This window comes from Aliamphritea spongicola (assembly GCF_017051665.1).
Lineage (GTDB): Bacteria > Pseudomonadota > Gammaproteobacteria > Pseudomonadales > Balneatricaceae > Amphritea > Amphritea spongicola.
Genome location: NZ_JAFIDL010000005.1, coordinates 65,103 through 84,465, shown reverse-complemented (window position 1 = coordinate 84,465; position 19,363 = coordinate 65,103). Strand labels below are relative to the sequence as shown.

The 19,363-nt window shown below is 50.6% G+C and carries 19 protein-coding genes; 2 read left to right on the top strand and 17 right to left on the bottom strand.

Features of this window, described 5'->3' with window-relative positions; all coding sequences use genetic code 11:
- Positions 1–280: 280 nt before the first annotated feature.
- Both fliK and JYB63_RS15340 read left to right on the top strand, forming a co-directional pair.
- Positions 281–1,072 (top strand): flagellar hook-length control protein FliK, encoded by a 792-nt coding sequence (gene fliK / locus JYB63_RS15345; protein WP_205658776.1) that lies wholly within the window; start codon positions 281–283, stop codon positions 1,070–1,072.
- Between the two features lie 8 nt (positions 1,073–1,080).
- Positions 1,081–1,368 carry an EscU/YscU/HrcU family type III secretion system export apparatus switch protein gene (locus JYB63_RS15340; protein WP_205658775.1) on the top strand — a complete coding sequence of 96 codons (288 nt, stop codon included), beginning with the start codon at positions 1,081–1,083 and terminating at the stop codon, positions 1,366–1,368.
- Position 1,369: 1 nt separating this feature from the next.
- On the opposite strand, the gene JYB63_RS15335 is transcribed toward JYB63_RS15340, so the two are convergent.
- The 17 genes from JYB63_RS15335 to fliP form a co-directional block, all read right to left on the bottom strand.
- Positions 1,370–1,777, bottom strand: a complete 408-nt coding sequence (locus JYB63_RS15335) for a DUF2802 domain-containing protein (protein ID WP_243432011.1) — start codon at positions 1,775–1,777, stop codon at positions 1,370–1,372.
- 28 nt (positions 1,778–1,805) lie between these two features.
- Positions 1,806–3,752, bottom strand: a complete 1,947-nt coding sequence (locus JYB63_RS15330; protein WP_205658774.1) for a hypothetical protein — start codon at positions 3,750–3,752, stop codon at positions 1,806–1,808.
- Entirely contained in the window at positions 3,749–4,522 is a 774-nt protein-coding gene (locus tag JYB63_RS15325; protein WP_205658773.1) for a ParA family protein, read from the bottom strand. The genes JYB63_RS15330 and JYB63_RS15325 overlap by 4 nt, the downstream gene beginning before the upstream one ends.
- Positions 4,522–5,496 carry a flagellar motor protein MotB gene (locus JYB63_RS15320; RefSeq protein ID WP_205658772.1) on the bottom strand — a complete coding sequence of 325 codons (975 nt, stop codon included), beginning with the start codon at positions 5,494–5,496 and terminating at the stop codon, positions 4,522–4,524. Before JYB63_RS15320 ends, JYB63_RS15325 begins: the two co-directional genes overlap by 1 nt.
- 16 nt (positions 5,497–5,512) lie before the next feature.
- Positions 5,513–6,253 (bottom strand): flagellar motor protein, encoded by a 741-nt coding sequence (locus JYB63_RS15315; protein WP_205658771.1) that lies wholly within the window; start codon positions 6,251–6,253, stop codon positions 5,513–5,515.
- On the bottom strand, positions 6,253–7,434 hold the full coding sequence (locus tag JYB63_RS15310; protein WP_205658770.1) for a protein-glutamate methylesterase/protein-glutamine glutaminase: 1,182 nt from the start codon (positions 7,432–7,434) through the stop codon (positions 6,253–6,255). The genes JYB63_RS15315 and JYB63_RS15310 overlap by 1 nt, the downstream gene beginning before the upstream one ends.
- Positions 7,435–7,495: 61 nt before the next feature.
- On the bottom strand, positions 7,496–9,658 hold the full coding sequence (locus tag JYB63_RS15305; protein WP_205658769.1) for a chemotaxis protein CheA: 2,163 nt from the start codon (positions 9,656–9,658) through the stop codon (positions 7,496–7,498).
- 12 nt (positions 9,659–9,670) lie between these two features.
- Positions 9,671–10,474, bottom strand: a complete 804-nt coding sequence (locus JYB63_RS15300; protein ID WP_205658768.1) for a protein phosphatase CheZ — start codon at positions 10,472–10,474, stop codon at positions 9,671–9,673.
- 9 nt (positions 10,475–10,483) lie between these two features.
- A complete protein-coding gene (locus tag JYB63_RS15295) occupies positions 10,484–10,855 on the bottom strand; it encodes a chemotaxis response regulator CheY (protein WP_205658969.1) in 372 nt (123 codons plus the stop codon).
- 81 nt (positions 10,856–10,936) lie between these two features.
- On the bottom strand, positions 10,937–11,647 hold the full coding sequence (locus tag JYB63_RS15290) for an RNA polymerase sigma factor FliA (RefSeq protein ID WP_205658767.1): 711 nt from the start codon (positions 11,645–11,647) through the stop codon (positions 10,937–10,939).
- 18 nt (positions 11,648–11,665) lie between these two features.
- Positions 11,666–12,490 (bottom strand): MinD/ParA family protein, encoded by an 825-nt coding sequence (locus tag JYB63_RS15285; RefSeq protein WP_205658766.1) that lies wholly within the window; start codon positions 12,488–12,490, stop codon positions 11,666–11,668.
- A gap of 24 nt (positions 12,491–12,514) precedes the next feature.
- Positions 12,515–14,059: a flagellar biosynthesis GTPase FlhF gene (flhF, locus tag JYB63_RS15280; RefSeq protein ID WP_205658765.1), complete on the bottom strand. Its 1,545-nt coding sequence runs from the start codon at positions 14,057–14,059 to the stop codon at positions 12,515–12,517.
- A gap of 53 nt (positions 14,060–14,112) precedes the next feature.
- Positions 14,113–16,221: a flagellar biosynthesis protein FlhA gene (flhA, locus tag JYB63_RS15275; protein WP_205658764.1), complete on the bottom strand. Its 2,109-nt coding sequence runs from the start codon at positions 16,219–16,221 to the stop codon at positions 14,113–14,115.
- Positions 16,222–16,403: 182 nt separating this feature from the next.
- Positions 16,404–17,546 carry a flagellar biosynthesis protein FlhB gene (flhB, locus tag JYB63_RS15270; RefSeq protein WP_205658763.1) on the bottom strand — a complete coding sequence of 381 codons (1,143 nt, stop codon included), beginning with the start codon at positions 17,544–17,546 and terminating at the stop codon, positions 16,404–16,406.
- Positions 17,547–18,332 (bottom strand): flagellar biosynthetic protein FliR, encoded by a 786-nt coding sequence (gene fliR, locus JYB63_RS15265; RefSeq protein WP_205658762.1) that lies wholly within the window; start codon positions 18,330–18,332, stop codon positions 17,547–17,549.
- Positions 18,333–18,335: 3 nt separating this feature from the next.
- On the bottom strand, positions 18,336–18,605 hold the full coding sequence (gene fliQ / locus JYB63_RS15260) for a flagellar biosynthesis protein FliQ (RefSeq protein WP_205658761.1): 270 nt from the start codon (positions 18,603–18,605) through the stop codon (positions 18,336–18,338).
- Positions 18,606–18,613: 8 nt separating this feature from the next.
- Positions 18,614–19,324, bottom strand: coding sequence for a flagellar type III secretion system pore protein FliP (gene fliP / locus JYB63_RS15255; RefSeq protein ID WP_374730438.1), 711 nt, complete (start codon positions 19,322–19,324; stop codon positions 18,614–18,616).
- Positions 19,325–19,363 lie beyond the last annotated feature (39 nt).

The following is a 19,363-nucleotide window of genomic DNA, read 5'->3' as shown; positions in this document are numbered from 1 at the left end:
AAGCTCTGCAGCTCAACCGGTTCAGCTCTTAGCCCAGCCAGGTGCCGCATTAAGCAAACAGCTACCTATCCAGCGCCCGGTCATCGTTAGCGTCGAACAGGCAACCCAACAAGCCAATGGCAGCCAGTCAATACAGGTTAAACTGAATGATCAAAGCCTCACGCTACAAAGCCCTGTACCAGTCAGTACCACAGACAAAGCAGTGCTGCTGAGAACATCAGGCACTCAAGCTTTACTGCAGCCGATAAGTCCTGAGATTCAGAGCAAAGACACCCAAAAAATGATCAGCGAAACCCTGCGGGAAGTTTTGCCGAACCAGCAGCCTCTCGCGAATGTGCTTAATCAGCTAAACACCTTAGGCAAACAAAATAACAAACCGGAAAACAGTAATCTTAACCGGCTCGTATCTTCTCTTATCAGCCTCTACAGCGTACCGGCTGAAGGCGGTAAGGAAGCCAGCCAGAGTGTACAGCGCAACATTCAGGAAGGCGGCCTGTTCAGTGAAAGGCAACTACTGAATAACAAGCCTCTGACACAGGACCTGAAAGCTCAGCTGGGGCAACTGCTGAATGCAGCAGACAGCCTGCCTGAACAACCCCGACAGCAAATGCTGGATCTGATTAAATCGCTGCTTAACCGGGTGACGCAGAATCAACTGGAAAGCCTGCAACAAAACCGTACCAACCCGGATGGCAGTCTGGAGCGGGTATTCACGCTCGACCTGCCTGTGCGACAAGGCCAGCAACTGGATAATGTCGAGCTGAAAATCAGTGAATACCGCCGGGAAGACAGCGAACAGGAATGGCAGAGCAGCTGGAAAGTACGTCTGCACTTTAACCTTGAACAGCAAGGTACTGTCGATGCGGAGGTACTGTTACAGCAGGACAATGAAGTAACCGCTCAGTTCTGGTGCAGCCACCCTTCAACCACCCGGTTACTGAACGACAAGCTCAGCGGTTTCAATCAGCACCTGCAGGAACAGGGATTTATCATTAACAACCTTAATTGTCATACCGGCAAAACACCGACAGCAAAGAACCAGGTTCAGCAACTTATCGACATCAGCACCTGAGGTAACGTATGACTAAGAAAAGTACCGACCAGCCATCACTGAACCAGAAAGCAATCGCACTGAATTATGACCACGCGTCTGCGCCAAAACTGGTGGCCAAAGGCCGGGGGGTCATTGCTGAGCAGATTATTGCTCTCGCCAATGAACACGACGTTCATATTCACGAGAGCCCTGAGTTGGTTGAAGTACTTCTGAGACTGGAACTGGGGGATGAAATTCCGGAAAGTCTTTACCGTGCGATCGCCGAGATAATTGCTTTCACCTATAACCTGAAGCAAAACCCGGCCAAAACATAAATCAGCGCCGGCCACGCACCTGCGGTGCCGCCACCTCTTTATGCAGCAAGGCCATCAGCTCAGCCTCAGGACGGCCAATACCGCAGTTTTGCACAAGATCATCAACATCGGCGCCCATTTCCATCAAACGTGCAGCCTGATTATATGCCAGTACACCCGGATCACGGTTAGCCAGCTCCTGTTGCTTTTCAACGGTAATGTTCAGACGACTTTCAATATCAACCAACCGGTGCCCCATACCGATGGAACTGCTGGTCATTGCCTGAATTTCATTGCGTAAAACATTAATCAGCGCCTCATACTGACGCTGATGTTGCTGAAGCTGACGATGAGCACGCAAACTGTAAACAGTCGCAACAACAGCCAGCAACGCGACCACTGTAAATCCTATCCATATCATTGCGTTCATCACTCTACCGAATCAACCAGGAAGGCTATTATAACGCCTCTTCCAGCTGTTTACACAAGGCCGGAATATCAACAATCGCACACTTATGTGCCATGCTGGTACCCAGTAGCCACGGACGGCGGCTCTTATCTGTATTTAACGTCACCTCATCCATGCTGATAATCTGCGCTGTCACCATCCGGTCATAGGTCAGTGCCCAGGGTTTACCCTGCAACAACAGAATCTCATCATAGGTGGCATTATGTGGCTCATAGGTTTCCGGAATCAGCCACATCGCCGTATCCACGACATCAATCTTAAAGTTCAGATCCAGGAAACTGCCCAGCACCCAGTCGTACTGATCATCCAGAACAAATGACATATCAGCGATATGCCGCGGCTCCAGCACATGCTCAAGTGGCATTGCTAACTGCAGGCCATGCATTTCAACAATGATGCACTGCATTTCCTCTGCCGGCGTAGCGGCAGCCATTTCCGGCACAGGTTCAGGTTCCGAAGCCACTTCTTCCAGTTCAGCCGGGAACTCAATTTCAGATACATCTTCATCAATAGCAGGTTCTTCAGCGGGCACCTCAGCACTCGCCGCATCCATATCCGCTTCGGCAGCCATTGCCGCAGCGAACTCTGCGGCCAGTTCGTCTTCTGATAAATGCTCTTCTTCTGCTGAAGGCAATTCTTCAGCTAAAAGCTCTTCTTCGGCTGAGGACTCTGCTTCAGCTGAAGGCTCTTCCCCGCCAAACAGCTCTTCTTCAGCGATTTCCTGAGCATCATCACTCAGGTCAAAACTGATCTCTTCTTCGTTCACCACCGCATCAACCGCTTCCAGAATATCTTCTGAAATATCCTCAGCAATAACCGTCGGCTCTGCTTCCGGTTCAGGGTCAGCCTGAACATGTGTATGGGATGAGAACTCCTGAGCAATTTCTTCAATTTTCTGAATAACCGCTTCAGCAACTGAATCATCGGAAACGATTTCAGCCAGCTGTGATAACAGAGCCGCAATATCATGATCATCATGATGCTCTTCCCGCGGCGCCTCGGTTACCGGCTGCATATTGGTAATGTCTTCAACATAGGCATCCAGATCTGCCGATGCTGATATCTCCGCTTCAGCAACTGCCTCAGTAACAGAATCTTCATCTGCCAATAGCGGCTCATACTCCGCAGCAGAGTCATCAGTTGGTAATAATGCTTCCGGCTCGGTGGCAATTTCAGGGATATCCTGTAATGCACTTACCGGCTCAGAGGCTTCTGCATCCTCGAAGGGATCTGCATCGTACTGATCCAGCTCTTCCTGCAGTAATTCCGCAGCAACACTGATCGGATCATCAATCGTCGATACACCATCATCAGCGGCCAGATCTTCAGGCAAATCGGGAAGAGGCTGTTCTGCTTCCATCGGTTCGCCGCTTACTTCAGCAACAGGCTCATCATCAAACTCAGAAATTACTTCTGCTTCTGTCTCAGTTTCTGCTACTGCTTCTGCGGCCTCAACTTCCTCTGCAGCCTTCACAGATTCAATGGCATGTAACGCAGCGTCCAGTGCTTCTTCACTGTCCGGCGGTATCTCAGACATACTTTCAGCAGGAGCGGCTTGCTCCACTTCTGTCAGATGTTCTTCAGTCTGAATGTCAGCAAGTTCCAGAGGCTCCTCACTTTCAGGCTCAGCCCCTGCTAACTCTGTCGCTAAAACAGGCTCAGCATCAAACTCTTCAGAAACGTTGTCGTCAGCTAACACTGCTATTTCTGCTGTCTCCGAAGGTAATTCTTCTGTTTCATTCAGCGTATCCGGCATAGCCGATTCAGCTGCCATCACATCGACAGATTGCTCAGCTTCTGCAGCAACGGGCTGCACAGCATCCACCTCTTCGACTGCTTCAGACTGATCAACCGCTGTTTCCGGATCCGTCAGCAGTGCATCCAGATATTCCTGCACCATTTGCTGCTGGCGATTGCTCCATGGGGTATCTGTCATGATCCTGACCTCTCTCCAAGCACCCGCAGAATCCGGCTATAAGCCTGTACGCCTGCACTGCTGTCATCCAGTGCAGAAGGCGTAACACCTTTTGAACTGGCTACACGGAAACGGGCATCCACAGGCACGACAGTACTGGCCATCTGCTCCGGATAACGCTGATGCAGTTCACGCAGACAATTCACCGACGAAGCCACTGAACGATCATAAAAGGTCGGGATAAGCGTGAACTCAAGTTTCCGTTTACGGGCACGGTTAACCATATTGATTGTACGTAACATACGGTCCAGCCCTTTCAGAGCCAGATATTCTGTCTGCACCGGCACTAATAGATGCTGACAGGCCGCCAGAGCATTGATCATCAGAACACCCAAAACTGGCGGGCTGTCGATCAGTACCACATCATAACGGTCTTTAAGTAAACGTAATGCTTTTGCAACCTGCAGGCCGAGACCTTCCTGCCCGACGGCTTTGCGCTCCAGAGTCGCCAGTGCGGTCGTCGCCGGCATCAGGTCGATCTGCGGATCAGTGGTTGGCATCAGGATATTATCAACACGGTTCAGCGAAATCTGAGACTGCATAAACAGGTCATATACGCTGTTTTCCAGCTCATCCGGGTCATATTTAAAATAACTGGTCATCGAGCCATGGGGATCCAGATCCACCAACAAAACCCGTTTTCCTGCATCGGCCATTAAACCAGCCAAAGCGACAGCCGTTGTCGTCTTACCAACACCGCCCTTCTGATTTGCGATTGCCAAAATCTGCATTACTGTTCCGTCTCCACCGGCGTCGTTATCGGCTGAGTCAGCCTGTCCACCTCAAGCTCATTGCGAGGGACCTTACGCCTAAAAATTACTTTACCGTCTTCCGTTTCAACCCGTTCCATATCAGCAGGCGTCGCTCTGTCTTCAACAAGTACCGAGCTAACTGCATCTTCACTTACCTGCTGACTGCCAAAAGCGGCCACTACCCGCTGGGTTTTCCGGTCACGGGATACCACTATAACCGCCCGACGATTAATTCGCCGGCCATCTTCAGTACCATTATCCCGCACCGGCTGATACTCACCAAACCCTACAGCAGCCATACGGTGTGGCTCAACACCATTAAGCTCCAAAATGCGCACAATTGAAGCAGCCCGCGCAGCTGATAATTCCCAGTTCGAAGGAAATTCATCCGTCGAGATATACTGATCATCAGTGAAGCCTTCAACATGGATTGGGTTAGGGTATTCTTTCAGTATTTCAGCCACCTCAGCAAATAATGGATCAATACTGATCGGTGGCAAGGCGCCTCCCTCAGGAAACACCAGATTTGCCCCCAGCTCAATCGCTACCCAAAGATTATTACTCTGAACCTTAAGATGTCCATCCCGAATCAGCTTTTTGAACTGCAGCTGGGTTTTATCAGCAATTTCACCAAGAATGACACTGTTTTCCGGCTTCGGAGGCACTATTTTGACTGTCGGACTGTTGTCATCAGATTCACCGCCATCAAAAATGCCGATGCCGATGGAATCAGCCTGCGCCTCCTGATTAGCCGGACCTTCAAACTGATCTGTCTGAAAACCTGCAAACACCCCGGAAAGCGCAGAAGAAATCTCTTTATACTTTTCTTCATTCACCGATGAGATGGCATACATGACAACAAAGAAAGCAAACAGAATCGTGATGAAATCCGCATAGGAAATTATCCAACGATCCGTATGTGAACTGTCATCTTCTACTCTGCGACGGGGCATCTGACACCTCTTAAAATTAGCTGAGGTAGCCCTGCAGGCGTTGCTGAATAATACGCGGGCTCTGTCCTTCAGCAATAAACAGTAAGCCTTCGAGCATCATTTCCTGGTAGTGAAAACGCTGCTGAACCAGAGAGCGTATTTTATTAGCAACCGGCAGGAAAAACAGGTTAGCAATACCCACGCCGTAGACAGTGGCCACAAAGGCTGTCGCAATGCCGGCACCCAGCTCATCCGGGCTATCGAGGTTAGACATCACGTGAATCAATCCCAGTACAGCACCAATAATGCCCAGTGTAGGCGCATAACCACCCATACCTTCGATGACCTTGGCACCCTGTATATCGCGGTATTCACGGGTTACCAGCTCCGCCTCAAGCGAGGAGCGAATAACATCCACCGAACGGCCATCTACCAGCAACTGCAACCCGGACTGAATAAATGGGTCCGCCTGCTGATCGATTTCCCCTTCAAGTCCCAGTAAACCTTTACGACGGGCCGTTGCACACCAGCCAACGATCTGGCTGATACCGTGCTCAAAATCCAGTTTGTTTTTGCCAAACGCCCAACCCAGTAAATACATACCCCGCTTAAAATCACCACTGGGTGACTGCACCAGCGAAGCCGCAAATGTACCACCGATAACGATAAGTGCCGCCGGAATGTTGACCAGCTGATCCAGATGACCGCCATCCAGATAATTCCCGCCAATAACAGCTAACAGCGCCAGGATTAACCCGCCAATGCTGACCAGATCCATCAACGCCCTCCCTTATTCTTTAACAGCTGTCCGATATCATTCAGTTTCAGGATGTGATCAGCAACACCGGCATTGATCACAGCTTTTGGCATACCAAAAATTGTACAGGTCGACTGATCCTGCGCCCAGATATGACTGCCCGCCTGTTTCAGCAGCTTCGCGCCTTCAGCGCCATCTGCCCCCATGCCGGTCAGCACGATCCCTAATACATGTTTACTGTGAATTTTGGCCGCTGATGCAAACGTCACATCAACGCTTGGCTTATAGGTAACCCGCTCATCGCTTGGGAAAACTTTAACCCGATCGCCTCTGCCAGGCTCAAAAATCATCTGGCTACCACCCGGCGCAAGGTATGCATGGCCCGGTTTCAGCACATCACCATCTTCTGCTTCTTTAATATTAATCTGGCAGATTCCGTTTAAACGCTGAGCAAACACCGAAGTAAAGGTCTTCGGCATATGCTGTACCAGCAATATCGGATAAGGAAAGCTTGCCGGAATCGAGGGCAGTATATCCTGCAGCGCAGCTGGACCACCCGTTGAAGAGCCGATGACCACAACCTTACAGGGTGGAAAACTCACCCTGTTTACGGAGTCATGACCGCCTGCTGCCGGAGAGGCAGAGGACGAAGCAGTGGAAGCCGGAGCAACAGCTGTACCGGATGATGCAGTTGCCGTTCTGGAAACCGTTGTGGCAGGTCGTGTCAGACCTGACGAACGTGATGCAGGTGCAGCACCGGAGCGGCTGCTTAAGGACGTTGCCTTACGAGGCGGATTAGAACGGTGCCGGTTACCCAGCGCCAGTACTTTTTCAACTACCTGAGCAGAAACGTCGCTTTCTTTCTCAATCCAGAGTTTGGCGTCTTTTTCCAGGTAATCGGCAGCACCGGCATCCAGCGCCTCAAGAGTTACCCTCGCACTGCGCCGGGTAAGAGAAGATAACATCAGAATCTGACAGGGGGCATCCTTCATAATGCCCTTAACCGCTTCAATGCCATTTAACACCGGCATTTCCACGTCCATCGTCACCACATCAGGATTCAACTGTACAGCCTGCTCAATTGCCTCACGGCCATTTTTAGCTGTGCCGACAATCTGTATACGCCGGTCCTGGCGCAAAATCTGGCTAATGCGGTTACGAAAAAAAACAGAATCATCAACAACAAGAACCCTAACCGCCATCCATTCCTCCGGCGACAAATGATACAGAGAGCCATGCCCCGTAAGGCATGGCATAACTCATTTAAGACGCATAATGCTTAAGTAAGTTAGGGATATCAATGATCAGCGCAATGCGGCCGTCACCGGTAATTGTTACACCGGACAGGCCTGGCGTTCCGTACAGAACACTGCCTAACGGTTTAATAACAACCTCTTCCTGACCCACCAACTGATCGACAACAAATGCCACCTGAACAGTACCAACATTGGCAATAACCACATGGCCCTGATCCGGCAACTGATCTCCCTGGTGTCCGTCAACCAGCCAGCGCTTAAGGTGGAACAGCGGCAATGCACGGTCACGCACCACAATCGCCTGCTGACCATCAACGACGTTAATCTGTGTCAGATCCAGGCTGAAGATTTCATTCACATTCACCAGCGGTAATGCAAACGCCTGATCTTCCAGCAGAACCATCAGTGTTGGCATAATTGCCAGCGTCAGCGGTACCTGAATTTCGATCCGGGTGCCTTCGCCCAGTGTGGAATCAATTTCCAGCTTACCGTTAAGCTGAGAAATCTTGGTTTTAACCACGTCCATACCGACACCACGGCCGGATACGTCGGAAATTTCTTCTTTGGTTGAGAAACCGGCAGCAAAGATCAGGTTGAAGCATTCCTGATCACTCAGGCGGTTTGCCGCTTCAACATCCAGCATGCCACGCTCAACAGCCAGACGGCGTAACTTGTTAGGATCCATACCGGCACCGTCATCTTCGATAACCAGCAGAATATGATCCCCTTCCTGTTCAGCCGAAAGCAGTACGCTACCTTCACGTGGCTTCTCGCGATTAACCCGTTCATCCGGCATTTCAATACCATGGTCGATCGAGTTACGCACCAAGTGAATCAGCGGGTCCGCAAGGGCTTCGACCAGGTTTTTATCCAGATCGGTATCTTCACCGCGCAGCTCCAGACGAACTTCTTTATTCAACTGACGGGACAAGTCACGTACCAGACGCGGGAAGCGGCCAAATACTTTCTTCACCGGCTGCATGCGGGTTTTCATTACTGACATTTGCAGATCGCCGGTCACCATATCCAGTGAGGCCAGCGCCTTGGTCAGCTCAGTATCTTCATTATCCGCACCCAGACGCACCAAACGGTTACGGACCAGTACCAGCTCACCTACCATATTCATGATCTGATCAAGCAAACGGGTATCAACACGAACATTGGTTTCAACATTCGCCTTCTTGGCATCCGCTGCTTTTGCAGGCGTCGCTTTCGCCGCAACAGGCTTAGGCTCTGGCTTCGGTGTACCGGTAAATGCACCCTGACCCTTCGACTGCAGATCATCCAGCAGATTTTCAAACTCCTGCTCGGTAATCAAATCATCCTGAGCAGTCCGGGCAGAGGCCGGCGTTTCAGCCTTTGCAGGCTCCGCCGCCGGAGCAGACGCTGCTGCCGGTGCAGAAGTAGCCTGTTTAACAGCCTGATCCAGCAGCTGGTCAAACTCAGAATCTGCCATGGAGCTGGTCGCCGGTGCCGCAGGTGTAATACCAGGCGCGCCGGTAGGTCCGTGCAACTCATCCATCAGGGAATCGAATTCATCTTCAGTAATCAGATCACTCTGAGGGCTTGCAGCAGGGGTGATACCAGGTGCACCACTGCCATGCAAATCATCAAGCAATGACTCAAATTCATCTTCAGTAATCAGATCAGACTCAGCGGCAGCAGGTGCTTCTTCGGCTGCCGACATCCCGGAAACCATTTCATTAAACTGTGCACCCAGATCAGCAGCCGGTTCAGACGCAGGAGCTGCCGCCGGTGCCGGAGCATCCACAGTGATACTCTGCCCTGCAGCCAGCGCATCAAGCTTGGCAATCAGATCAGCAGGTGCAGGTTCCGGATTTTCACCGCCGCGTACGTCTTCGAACATTGCGTTTACAGTATCGAGGGCCTGTAATACAACGTCCATCAAGGCTGCGGAGACTTCTAAGTCATCATTACGCAGCATGTCGAAAAGATTTTCCGCACTGTGACAGCAGTCAACCATCGGTTCAAGCTGTAAGAATCCGGCGCCACCTTTAACGGTATGGAAACCACGGAAAATTGCGTTCAGCAACTCCCGGTCTTTCGGATTCTGCTCGAGATCAACTAACTGTTCAGACAGAAGCTCAAGGATTTCCCCCGCTTCTACCAAAAAATCTTCCAGTATTTCCTGATCAACATTTAAAGCCATTGCCTACCCCTGTTAAAAACCTAAACTGGAAAGGAGGTCATCCACATCATCCTGGCTGGAAGCAACTTCATCATTATCTTTTGCTGCCATTTGTGGGCCTTCAGCCATTACTTTCTTCTTTTTGGCCAACACTTCTGCGTCCGCCGTCATACCGTCAATACCATTCAGACGATTCACTCTGGAAGCAACTTCCATCAGATTAACCAGCTGTGACTCAATGTCGGTAACCAGCTGAATAACACGCTTAATCAGCTGCCCTGTAATATCCTGATATTCCTGTGCCAGTAAGATATTTGTCAGACGCTCTTTCAGCTCAACCAGGGCATCTGAGTTATCAGTTGCATGCTGACAGGCAAGCTTATACAGGCCTTCCAGCTCAGGTTTATCCTGCTGAACCTTATCGAACTCTTCCAGCAAACGCTGGCGGCGACGGAAACCTTCTTCCAGCTCGGATACAAGACTCAGTGAAATATCTACACTGTCTATTGTCTTGTGAGCATTGCTTTCAGTCAGTTCGATTACATATGACAGACGGTCACTGGCATCAGAAATTGATGCAATATGTTCTTTTGAATCCTGCAGCATCGCATTACTGCTGACATCATCGGAGAAGCTGACAATGGCATTATGCAGTGAGCGAGTCAGTGTACCGACTTCGTGATACAGCGCCTGATGACGTTTTTCATTCAGGTCGTGGATCAGCGTCATTGCTGCACCAACATCTCCGTTGGCCAGATGTTCCACAAGCTTGTCAGCATCCTGCTTCAACTCAAGCTCAAAACCACTTGCTCCCTTATTCTCTATCGTCTCAGACATCGCCATCACCTAGCCCAGCCGTTCAAAAATCTTGTCGATTTTTTCTTTCAGCACCGCTGCGGTAAACGGTTTAATTACATACCCGTTAACACCTGCCTGAGCCGCTTCAACAATCTGGTCACGCTTCGCTTCCGCCGTAACCATCAGAACAGGGATATGCTTCAGATTCGGATCCGCCCGAACGGTCTTAAGCAGATCGATACCTGTCATGATTGGCATGTTCCAGTCTGTTACGAGGAACTCAATACTGCCGCTTTGCAGAATCGGTAAAGCAGTTTTACCGTCATCGGCCTCAACAATATTGGTGAACCCCAGATCGCGGAGCAGATTTTTGATGATACGTCTCATAGTAGAGAAATCATCTACCACAAGTATTTTTATGTCTTTTTTCAAGACTATCCCTCCATCAGGAAAACTATCTGACTGTAGTTAGCCAGCGGTATCTACCGATAAGACTGCCAGCTATTGCCAGTCTCTTAACCGACTTCGCAAGCGTAACGCTGCCTGACTATGAATCTGGCTTACTCTGGATTCACTGACACCCAGGATCTGACCGATTTCTTTTAAGTTCATTTCTTCGTCGTAGTACAACGACAACACTAATTTTTCCCGCTCCGGCAACCCTTCGATGGCCGTTGCGATTGCCTGAACAAATCCCAGCTCTTCATGTTCATCTTCAGGGCTTAAATTCTCTGCGGCGATATTTTCACCGGGACCGTCTTCCTGCGGACCAATCAGCTTTTCAAAGCTGAACAGCCGGCTCTCAGCGGAGTCCTTCAATAATGCGTGATATTCAGTGATAGTGATATTTAATTCAGCGGCAACCTCCCCATCTTGGGCATCTCGGCCAGTACGGGATTCAATTGCCTGAATTGCTTCGGAAACACGGCGACCATTACGGTGTACTGAACGGGGGGTCCAGTCGCCCCTACGGACTTCATCAATGATGGATCCACGGATGCGGATACCAGCATAGGTTTCAAAGCTTGCGCCTTTGGTGGGATCGTATTTTTTGCCGGCCTCAAGCAAGCCAACCATGCCTGCCTGAATCAGATCATCCAGCACAACGTTTGCGGGTAAGCGCGCCAGCAGATGATGCGCAATTCGTTTTACCAACGGCGCATATTGCTCAATCAGCTCCTGACCCGACTTAAACTGTAACTGGTTATACATATTTGCTCTTCTGACTTGTCAGCGTTGATTTGCCCCTTTAACCAATCGCTCAACAAAAAACTCCAGATGACCCCGGGGTGAAGATGACACACCCCAATCATCTACTTTTGCCGCCAGCTGCTTATATGCCAACGAGGCCTTACTCTTAGGAAACGCTTTTAAAACAGCACGTTGCTGCTGTACACCTTTACGGACTGACTCATCATAAGGGATTGATCCCAGGTATTGAAGCGTCACATCCAGAAACCTTTCCGCCACCGTCAGCAGCTTACTGTATATATTCCGGCCTTCCTGCTCTGAACGTACCATATTGGCAAGTACCCGAAACCGGCTTACCTGATAATCACGGTTCAGCAGCTTCATCAGCGCATAAGCATCCGTAATTGAGGTCGGTTCATCGCACACTACCACAACCACTTCCTGCGCAGCTTTGACGAAGCTCACAACCGTGTCAGAAATACCCGCTGCGGTATCAATGATCAGCACATCCAGCTCATCTTCAATATCACTGAATGAATGAATCAGTTCTGAATGCTCATGGGCACTCAGCGTCGTCATTTCCTGTGTACCGGAAGCTGCCGGCACAATATGTACGTTTTCACCGACCTCGATCAACAAGTCCCGTAACGAACAGTCTCCGGCAAGCACATCTGTAATGTTTCGCTTTGCTTTTACACCCAGCAACACATCCACATTCGCCAATCCCAGATCAGCGTCCATCAGCACAACCCTGCGACCAATCTCCCCCAGCGCAAGACTCAGGTTCACTGACACATTGGTTTTGCCAACGCCGCCTTTACCACCGGTAACTGCGACAACTTTCACCGGGTGCGGACTAGTCATTATGTCTTCCTATCTGATATCCCATCAATCAACCCACTGCCCATTTTGTGAAAGTTTATCCTGACGCCGGTCCTGCGCCATCCGCTGATTACGGGAAACACGCTGCGCTGTCACCACGGCACGGCTGACCAGATCCCGCTTATGAGCAACATCCAGATCATCCGGCACCCGCTGACCATCAGTCACATAGGTAACCGGCAAACCGTTATCAACGATAAGTTCGATCGCCTCGCCAAGGTTTCCGGACTCGTCTAACTTACTGAGAATACAGCCATTAAGCCCCATACGGCTGTAGGTTTCATAGGCATTCTCAATCACATGCTTTTGGCTGGAACAAGAAAGCACCAGCAGCTTTTTCATCCGCACACTGACACTTTCCAGCATATCAAGCTGGGCCTGCGTATGCGGTTCGTGTGCACTCATACCTGCGGTATCAATCAAGACCAGTCGCTTATTACGTAACGACAACAAAACTTCATCAAGACTGTGGTTTTCATCTACCACCCGCACAGGAATGTCCAGAATCCGGCCAAACGTCAATAATTGTTCATGCGCCGCTATACGATATGAGTCAGTGGTCACCAATGCCACACTGGAACTGCCATGTTTGAGTACATAACGCGCAGCCAGCTTACCGATTGTGGTGGTTTTCCCCACACCGGTCGGCCCGACAAAAGCAATCATACCGCCACGCTCTACAAAATCGCCGCCAATCACAGGTATCGAGTCACTCAGACGGGATAACGTATCCCGCCAGCCATCATCCACACTTTCAGCACCTTCCAACTTAATCAGTTGGCGGCGCAGGTGCGGCCCTATACCAAGTTTCTCAAGGCGATTTTCTACCCGTTTGTGCAGCACATTCTCTTCTGGCTGTTCCGCTTTTTGCGGCACCGGCGCAGCCACAGGCGCAGGTTCAGCAGCAGTTTTAGGCTGTGAGACCTGCTGTAAGAGCAGTGATTTAAGTGTATCGATTTCCGCCCGCATCGAAGCCACCTGAGGATCAGGTGTCGGCGGGCTGTAAGTAGGTTCCTGCCGTACAACCGGTTTAGACTGCGCGACATATTCATCAATGCCCGGCGCCGGCGGTGGAGATACAGAAGAAACAGCAGGAGCGACAGAACCCGGCTGCCGGTTCTCATTCCGCTCAAAATTCCTTGCAGCCTGCTGGGCCTGACGCTGTTTAAGCGTATCCAGTATCCCGTCCAGCCCCGGATCTTCTACCTGCTGGTTTTTGGCTTTTGCCGGCTCTTCGGCACCGGCCTGTGCCGCCGCAATTCTGGCCTGTGCTTTACGCAACTCATCAGCCAGATTACTTTGCAACTTAGGGCTGGCCTCCCGGGTAGCCTGGCGCTGAGCCTGTTGTTGCTGTTGCTGCTGTTTTTCCAGAGCCTGTTTACGCTTGAAGGCTTCCTGCGCGGCTTCATACTCGTGCTCATGAGCGGCAACAACTTCTACCCCTCCGGCAACCCGATGATTAGACACGATGACAGCGTCAGGTCCGATTTCCTCTCGAACCCTCTGCATCGCTTGTCGCATGTCCGGCGCAAAAAAACGTTTAACCTTCATAACCGTTCCTGTATATCGGCCATCCCTTCAAAAACTTTGACGTTTCAAAACTATTACTGACCACGGTTCTGTCCTCCGACAGTCGCAATGATCGTCACCCGTTTATTCTCCGGGATTTCCTGATACGAAAGCACTGATATCTGCTGTTCGCCATAGCGCACAAACTTCGCCAGCAACGGCCGAACCGGCGCTGCCACCAGCAATACTGCCGGCCGCCCGGCAATTTCCTGCTGCTGCGCCACTTCAGTCAGTGACGTCTGTAATTGCTCAGCCATACCCGGCTCGATGACCAGCCCTTCGTTGTTGCCCTGCTGCATTGACCCCAGCAGCAACTGCTCAAGCTGTGGATCAAGTGTAATAACCGGCAACTCCGGCTCCGAACCGTTGATATTCTGTACAATCAGACGATTCAACGCCACCCGTACAGCAGCAGTCAGCGTCATAGGATCTGCGCTTCGCGGTACCGCCTCTGCCAAAGCTTCGGTAATGGTACGGAAGTCTTTAATCGGAACCTGTTCCATCAACAGATTCTGCAGCACTTTCAGTATGATGCTGACAGACAGCTTACCCGGCACCAGATCTTCAACCAGCTTAGGTGAAGATTTCGCCAGAATATCCAGCAACTGCTGCACCTCATCGTGCCCCATCAGCTCATGAGAGTGGGCCTGCAATAACTGATTAAGGTGCGTAGCAACCACAGTCCCGGCATCCACAACGGTATAACCAAGTGTCTGAGCCTGCTCTTTCTGACTCTGTTCAACCCACACTGCATCCAGACCAAAGGCCGGATCTTTAACCGTAATCCCCTGAAGATTACCAAACACCTGCCCGGGATTAATTGCCAGCTCACGCTCAGGATACACCTCAGATTCACCGACAATCACCCCCATCAGAGTGATCCGATACGCTCCTGGCATCAGATCAAGGTTATCCCGAATATGCACCGACGGCACCAGAAAGCCCAAGTCCTGAGACAGCTTTTTACGCACCCCTTTAATCCGGTTAAGCAACTGCCCGCCCTGCAGCTTGTCGACCATAGGAATCAGCCGGTAACCTACCTCAAGACCGATCATATCGACAGGCATTACATCATCCCAGTCCAGCTCTTTCACATCCGCATCCGGCTCTGGTGGCGGCGGCGCTTCAGACTCCGCAGCCTTTTCCCGCTCCTGGGCTTCAAGATTTTTCTTATGAATGAAGTACGCACCTGCGCCACCAAGGAATGCCAATGACAGGAATGCAAAATGCGGCATACCCGGAATGATACCCATGATAAACAGAATACCCGCAGCAACCGCCAACGCTTTATGGGAACCGAATAACTGTCCCAGCACCTGCTTACCCATATCATGGGAAGCATTCACACGGGTTACCATGATTGCTGCAGCAGTGGATAACAGCAATGACGGAATCTGAGCAACCAGACCGTCACCGATGGTCAGCAGCGAGTAGTAACGGGCAGCCAGATCAAATGACAGATCATGCTGTACCATACCAATACCCAGACCACCCAGGATATTGATTACCAAAATCAGAATACCGGCAACCGCATCACCCCGGACAAACTTACTGGCACCGTCCATAGAGCCGTAGAAATCTGCTTCCTGGGTGACATCTTCCCGGCGCTTTTTCGCCTGTTCCTGATCGATAATGCCGGCATTCAGATCCGCATCAATGGCCATCTGCTTACCAGGCATCGCATCCAGTGTGAATCGCGCGCTTACTTCTGAGATTCGCCCGGCACCTTTGGTCACAACCACGAAGTTGATGATAACCAAAATCAGGAATACCACTAAACCGACAACATAGTTGCCGCCGATTACAACCTCACCAAAGGCCTCGATCACCTTACCGGCCGCATCACCACCTTCGTGACCATACAGCAGCACCACCCGGGTTGAGGCAACATTCAGCCCCAAACGCATCAGCGTTGCTACCAGCAAAATCGTGGGGAAAACTGCAAAATCCAATGGTCGCATGGCATAGACACACACCAGCAGAACCACAATCGACAGTGCAATATTGAAGGTAAACAGAACGTCGAGCAGAAACGGCGGCATCGGCAATGTCACCATTGCCAGAATCACCAGCAACAGGAAAGGCACACCCAAGTTGCCCTGTCCTAAACTGCGTACGTTGTTATAGATAGCTGCTCTATCCACTGCCTGCCTGCTTAATCAGTAACGCTTACCAAAACCCAAAGCGTCAAAAAAATAACACTAAAATATAAAATCACTCTACGAGTGGTAAAATACCATTAAAAAGCAGCAACAAACATCAATTTTTTGACGCACCACTTCCCATAGTGGGAGATGATGCAAGAAATCCGCCAATCTACCGACAATCAGTCAGCTTCGTCCCGGCGCAGTTCTTCAGGGATAGGTAACTGATCTGACAGGCGCTGCGGCGCAGGCCCTTCCTTCTTCTTATGGCGCTTCAGCTGATACACATAAGCCAGCACTTCAGCCACCGCCTTGAACAGGCCTGAAGGAATTTCATCATCAATCTCTGTGGAGTAGTAAATCGCCCGCGCCAGGGCCGGCGAGGAAAGAACCGTCACATCATTCGCTTCAGCGATTTCACGAATTTTCAGAGCCAGAAAATCACCACCTTTGGCAACCATAATCGGCGCATGGCCGCGTTCCTGATCATACTTCAGCGCCACCGCAAAATGCGTTGGGTTAGTAATGACCACATCCGCTTCCGGTACCGCGCTCATCATCTGCCGCTGAGAAATTTCACGCTGCAGCTGTCGAATCCGGCCCTTCACCTCAGGCTTACCTTCGGTGTTCTTCATCTCATCCTTGACTTCCTGCATCGTCATTTTCAGCTTTTTGGAATAGTCATGAATCTGAAATGGTACATCCACAACCGCAATCAGAATCATCGTGGCACTCATCGCCACAAACGCCCAAAGTACAATTTCAGTCGCACCGGCCATTGCGGTGCGGATATCCTGCGCCCCCAGCGCAAAAAGTGCTTCTTTAACGTTATCCAGAATAAAGAAAGACAGGACGCCCACGACCGTAAACTTAGCCAGCGCTTTAAACAGCTCAAGCAGAGCCTTCAGGGAAAACATTCGTTTGAGGCCGGAAAGCGGATTAATACGGCTTCCTTTAGGCATTAAAGCCTTACCACTGAGATTCCAGCCCCCTAAGCCTAAAGGCCCGATAAACGCAGCAACCAGCATAATCAGAAAAAACAGCGCAACCGACATCATCCCCTCTTTCAGGGAATGGCCGAGATGCTGAAACATGAGATTAGGATCAAACGCAGCCTGACGGTCGAGAGCAAAGTTATAGCTCATCATGTCCATCATGACAGTCGCGGCCGTGTCACCCAGCATGAGGGCACCAAAAGCGGCCGCCAGCAAGGAAACAGTCGTCGCCAACTCTTTGGAACGGGCTATATCGCCTTTTTCTTTGGCGTCTTTTAACCGTTTGGGTGTGGGTTCTTCGGTTTTCTCCTGACCGCTCTCTTCTGCCATTTACAGCCCTCCCACACCCAGAACCCGCTCAATATACTGAAAAGCGAATTCAGTAAAACGGTAGTACTGCCCCAGGAAACCTTCCAGACTCACCCAGGTAATCAGTAACCCCATCAGCATGGTAAAGGGGAAACCGACAGCAAAAATATTCAACTGCGGAGCAGCCTTGGTCATAATGCCAAAGGCAAAGTTAATCACCAACAAAGCCGTTACCGCCGGCAACGACATCAGCAACGCACTGGAGAACAGCCAGGTACCGGAAGTTGCAATTGCCATCAGACCCGAAGCGGGAATCCCCCCTTCCGTCACCGGCAACACATAAAAGCTTCGCACCAATGCCTCTATCAACACCAGATGTCCATTCAGCGCCAGAAAGAGCATCATGACAACCATAAGATAAAACTGGGATAAAACAACAACAGAAACCCCGTTTGCCGGGTCACTGACGGATGCAAAGCCCAAACCCATCTGGGAAGCAATCAGCTGCCCGCCAAGGGCATAAATCTGAAACAGAACCTGAATGAGGAATCCCATAGAGATCCCCACAAGAATCTGTTCAGCTATCCAGATATAGGTTTGCATCGATAAGCCATTCACCTGCGGCAAGTTCGGCAGAACCGGCACAATGACAGCCGTTACCGCCAGGGCCAACCCCAAACGAATGCGTGCCGGCACCATCCGGGTTCCGATAATTGGCACAACCATGAAAAAAGACGCCACCCGGAAAAACGGCAGCAGAAACTCAGCGGCCCACTGTTCAATTTCGAGAAAACTGGCGCTAAACACCTGTTACCCCAGAAACAGCGGAATGTTAGTAAAGATATTGCCGAAGTGGTCCAGCAACTTGGTCAGGATCCAGGGCCCCGCCCACATAATAGTCAGCAGGGTAACCAGCAAACGGGGCAGGAAACTCAGGGTTTGTTCGTTAATCTGGGTTGCCGCCTGAAAGGTCGCAATGATCAGACCCACCAGCAGCGAAGGCAAAACAATCACCGCTACCAGGACCACTACCAGGTAGAGCGCTTCACCATACAGATCAAGAACAATTTCCGGTGTCATAGGATCTCCTACACAACCACAAAACTGGCAGCCAGCGTACCGACCACCATTGCCCAGCCATCAATCAGTACAAATAACATGATTTTAAACGGCAGGGAAATAATCACCGGCGATAACATCATCATACCCATGGCCATCAGTATACTGGCCACCACCAGGTCGATAACCAGAAAGGGAATGAACAACATAAACCCTATCTGAAACGCTGTCTTCAGCTCACTGGTAACAAATGCCGGCACCAGCACATTAAACGGAATTTCTTCCGGTGTGTTTACCGCCGGCGTACGGGAAATATTCATAAACAGGTTTAAATCGTTTTCCCGGGTCTGCGCCATCATAAATTCACGGAACGGCACACTGGCAGCCTGCACAGCTTCAATGGATGTTATTTCTTCGTTTATATAGGGCTGAATAGCCCCTTCGTTCACCCTGTCCAAAACCGGCGTCATAATAAAGAGGCTAAGAAATAACGACAGTCCAACTAAAATCTGATTCGACGGCGTCTGCTGTAAACCTAAGGCCTGACGCAAAATTGCAAATACGATAATGATCCGTGCGAAGGACGTCATCATCATCATAATTGCCGGCAGGAACGTCAGCAGCGTCATCAGCGCGAGGATCTGAATCGTCACACTGTAATCCGCTGTTCCGTCCGGATTGGTGGTCAGGGTTACCGCCGGTATTGCAGGATCAGCCGCAAATACCCAGGCAGGCAGCATCAGCCCCAACATGATCAGCCCACTGCGAATAATGATCGC

Excerpts from the sequence above, each read along its gene's own strand:
- JYB63_RS15310 (WP_205658770.1), bottom strand. The coding sequence starts at position 7,434 with ATGGCGGTTAGGGTTCTTGTTGTTGATGATTCTGTTTTTTTTCGTAAC.
- fliQ (WP_205658761.1), bottom strand. The coding sequence starts at position 18,605 with ATGACACCGGAAATTGTTCTTGATCTGTATGGTGAAGCGCTCTACCTG.
- flhB (WP_205658763.1), bottom strand. The coding sequence starts at position 17,546 with ATGGCAGAAGAGAGCGGTCAGGAGAAAACCGAAGAACCCACACCCAAA.
- JYB63_RS15340 (WP_205658775.1), top strand. The coding sequence starts at position 1,081 with ATGACTAAGAAAAGTACCGACCAGCCATCACTGAACCAGAAAGCAATC.
- JYB63_RS15335 (WP_243432011.1), bottom strand. The coding sequence starts at position 1,777 with ATGAACGCAATGATATGGATAGGATTTACAGTGGTCGCGTTGCTGGCT.
- JYB63_RS15300 (WP_205658768.1), bottom strand. The coding sequence starts at position 10,474 with ATGTCTGAGACGATAGAGAATAAGGGAGCAAGTGGTTTTGAGCTTGAG.
- JYB63_RS15315 (WP_205658771.1), bottom strand. The coding sequence starts at position 6,253 with ATGGATCTGGTCAGCATTGGCGGGTTAATCCTGGCGCTGTTAGCTGTT.
- fliK (WP_205658776.1), top strand. The coding sequence starts at position 281 with ATGATCAGCGAAACCCTGCGGGAAGTTTTGCCGAACCAGCAGCCTCTC.
- flhF (WP_205658765.1), bottom strand. The coding sequence starts at position 14,059 with ATGAAGGTTAAACGTTTTTTTGCGCCGGACATGCGACAAGCGATGCAG.
- JYB63_RS15320 (WP_205658772.1), bottom strand. The coding sequence starts at position 5,496 with ATGCCCCGTCGCAGAGTAGAAGATGACAGTTCACATACGGATCGTTGG.
- JYB63_RS15290 (WP_205658767.1), bottom strand. The coding sequence starts at position 11,647 with ATGTATAACCAGTTACAGTTTAAGTCGGGTCAGGAGCTGATTGAGCAA.
- JYB63_RS15325 (WP_205658773.1), bottom strand. The coding sequence starts at position 4,522 with ATGCAGATTTTGGCAATCGCAAATCAGAAGGGCGGTGTTGGTAAGACG.
- JYB63_RS15285 (WP_205658766.1), bottom strand. The coding sequence starts at position 12,490 with ATGACTAGTCCGCACCCGGTGAAAGTTGTCGCAGTTACCGGTGGTAAA.
- JYB63_RS15305 (WP_205658769.1), bottom strand. The coding sequence starts at position 9,658 with ATGGCTTTAAATGTTGATCAGGAAATACTGGAAGATTTTTTGGTAGAA.
- JYB63_RS15330 (WP_205658774.1), bottom strand. The coding sequence starts at position 3,752 with ATGACAGATACCCCATGGAGCAATCGCCAGCAGCAAATGGTGCAGGAA.
- fliP (WP_374730438.1), bottom strand. The coding sequence starts at position 19,324 with ATGCTGCCTGCCTGGGTATTTGCGGCTGATCCTGCAATACCGGCGGTA.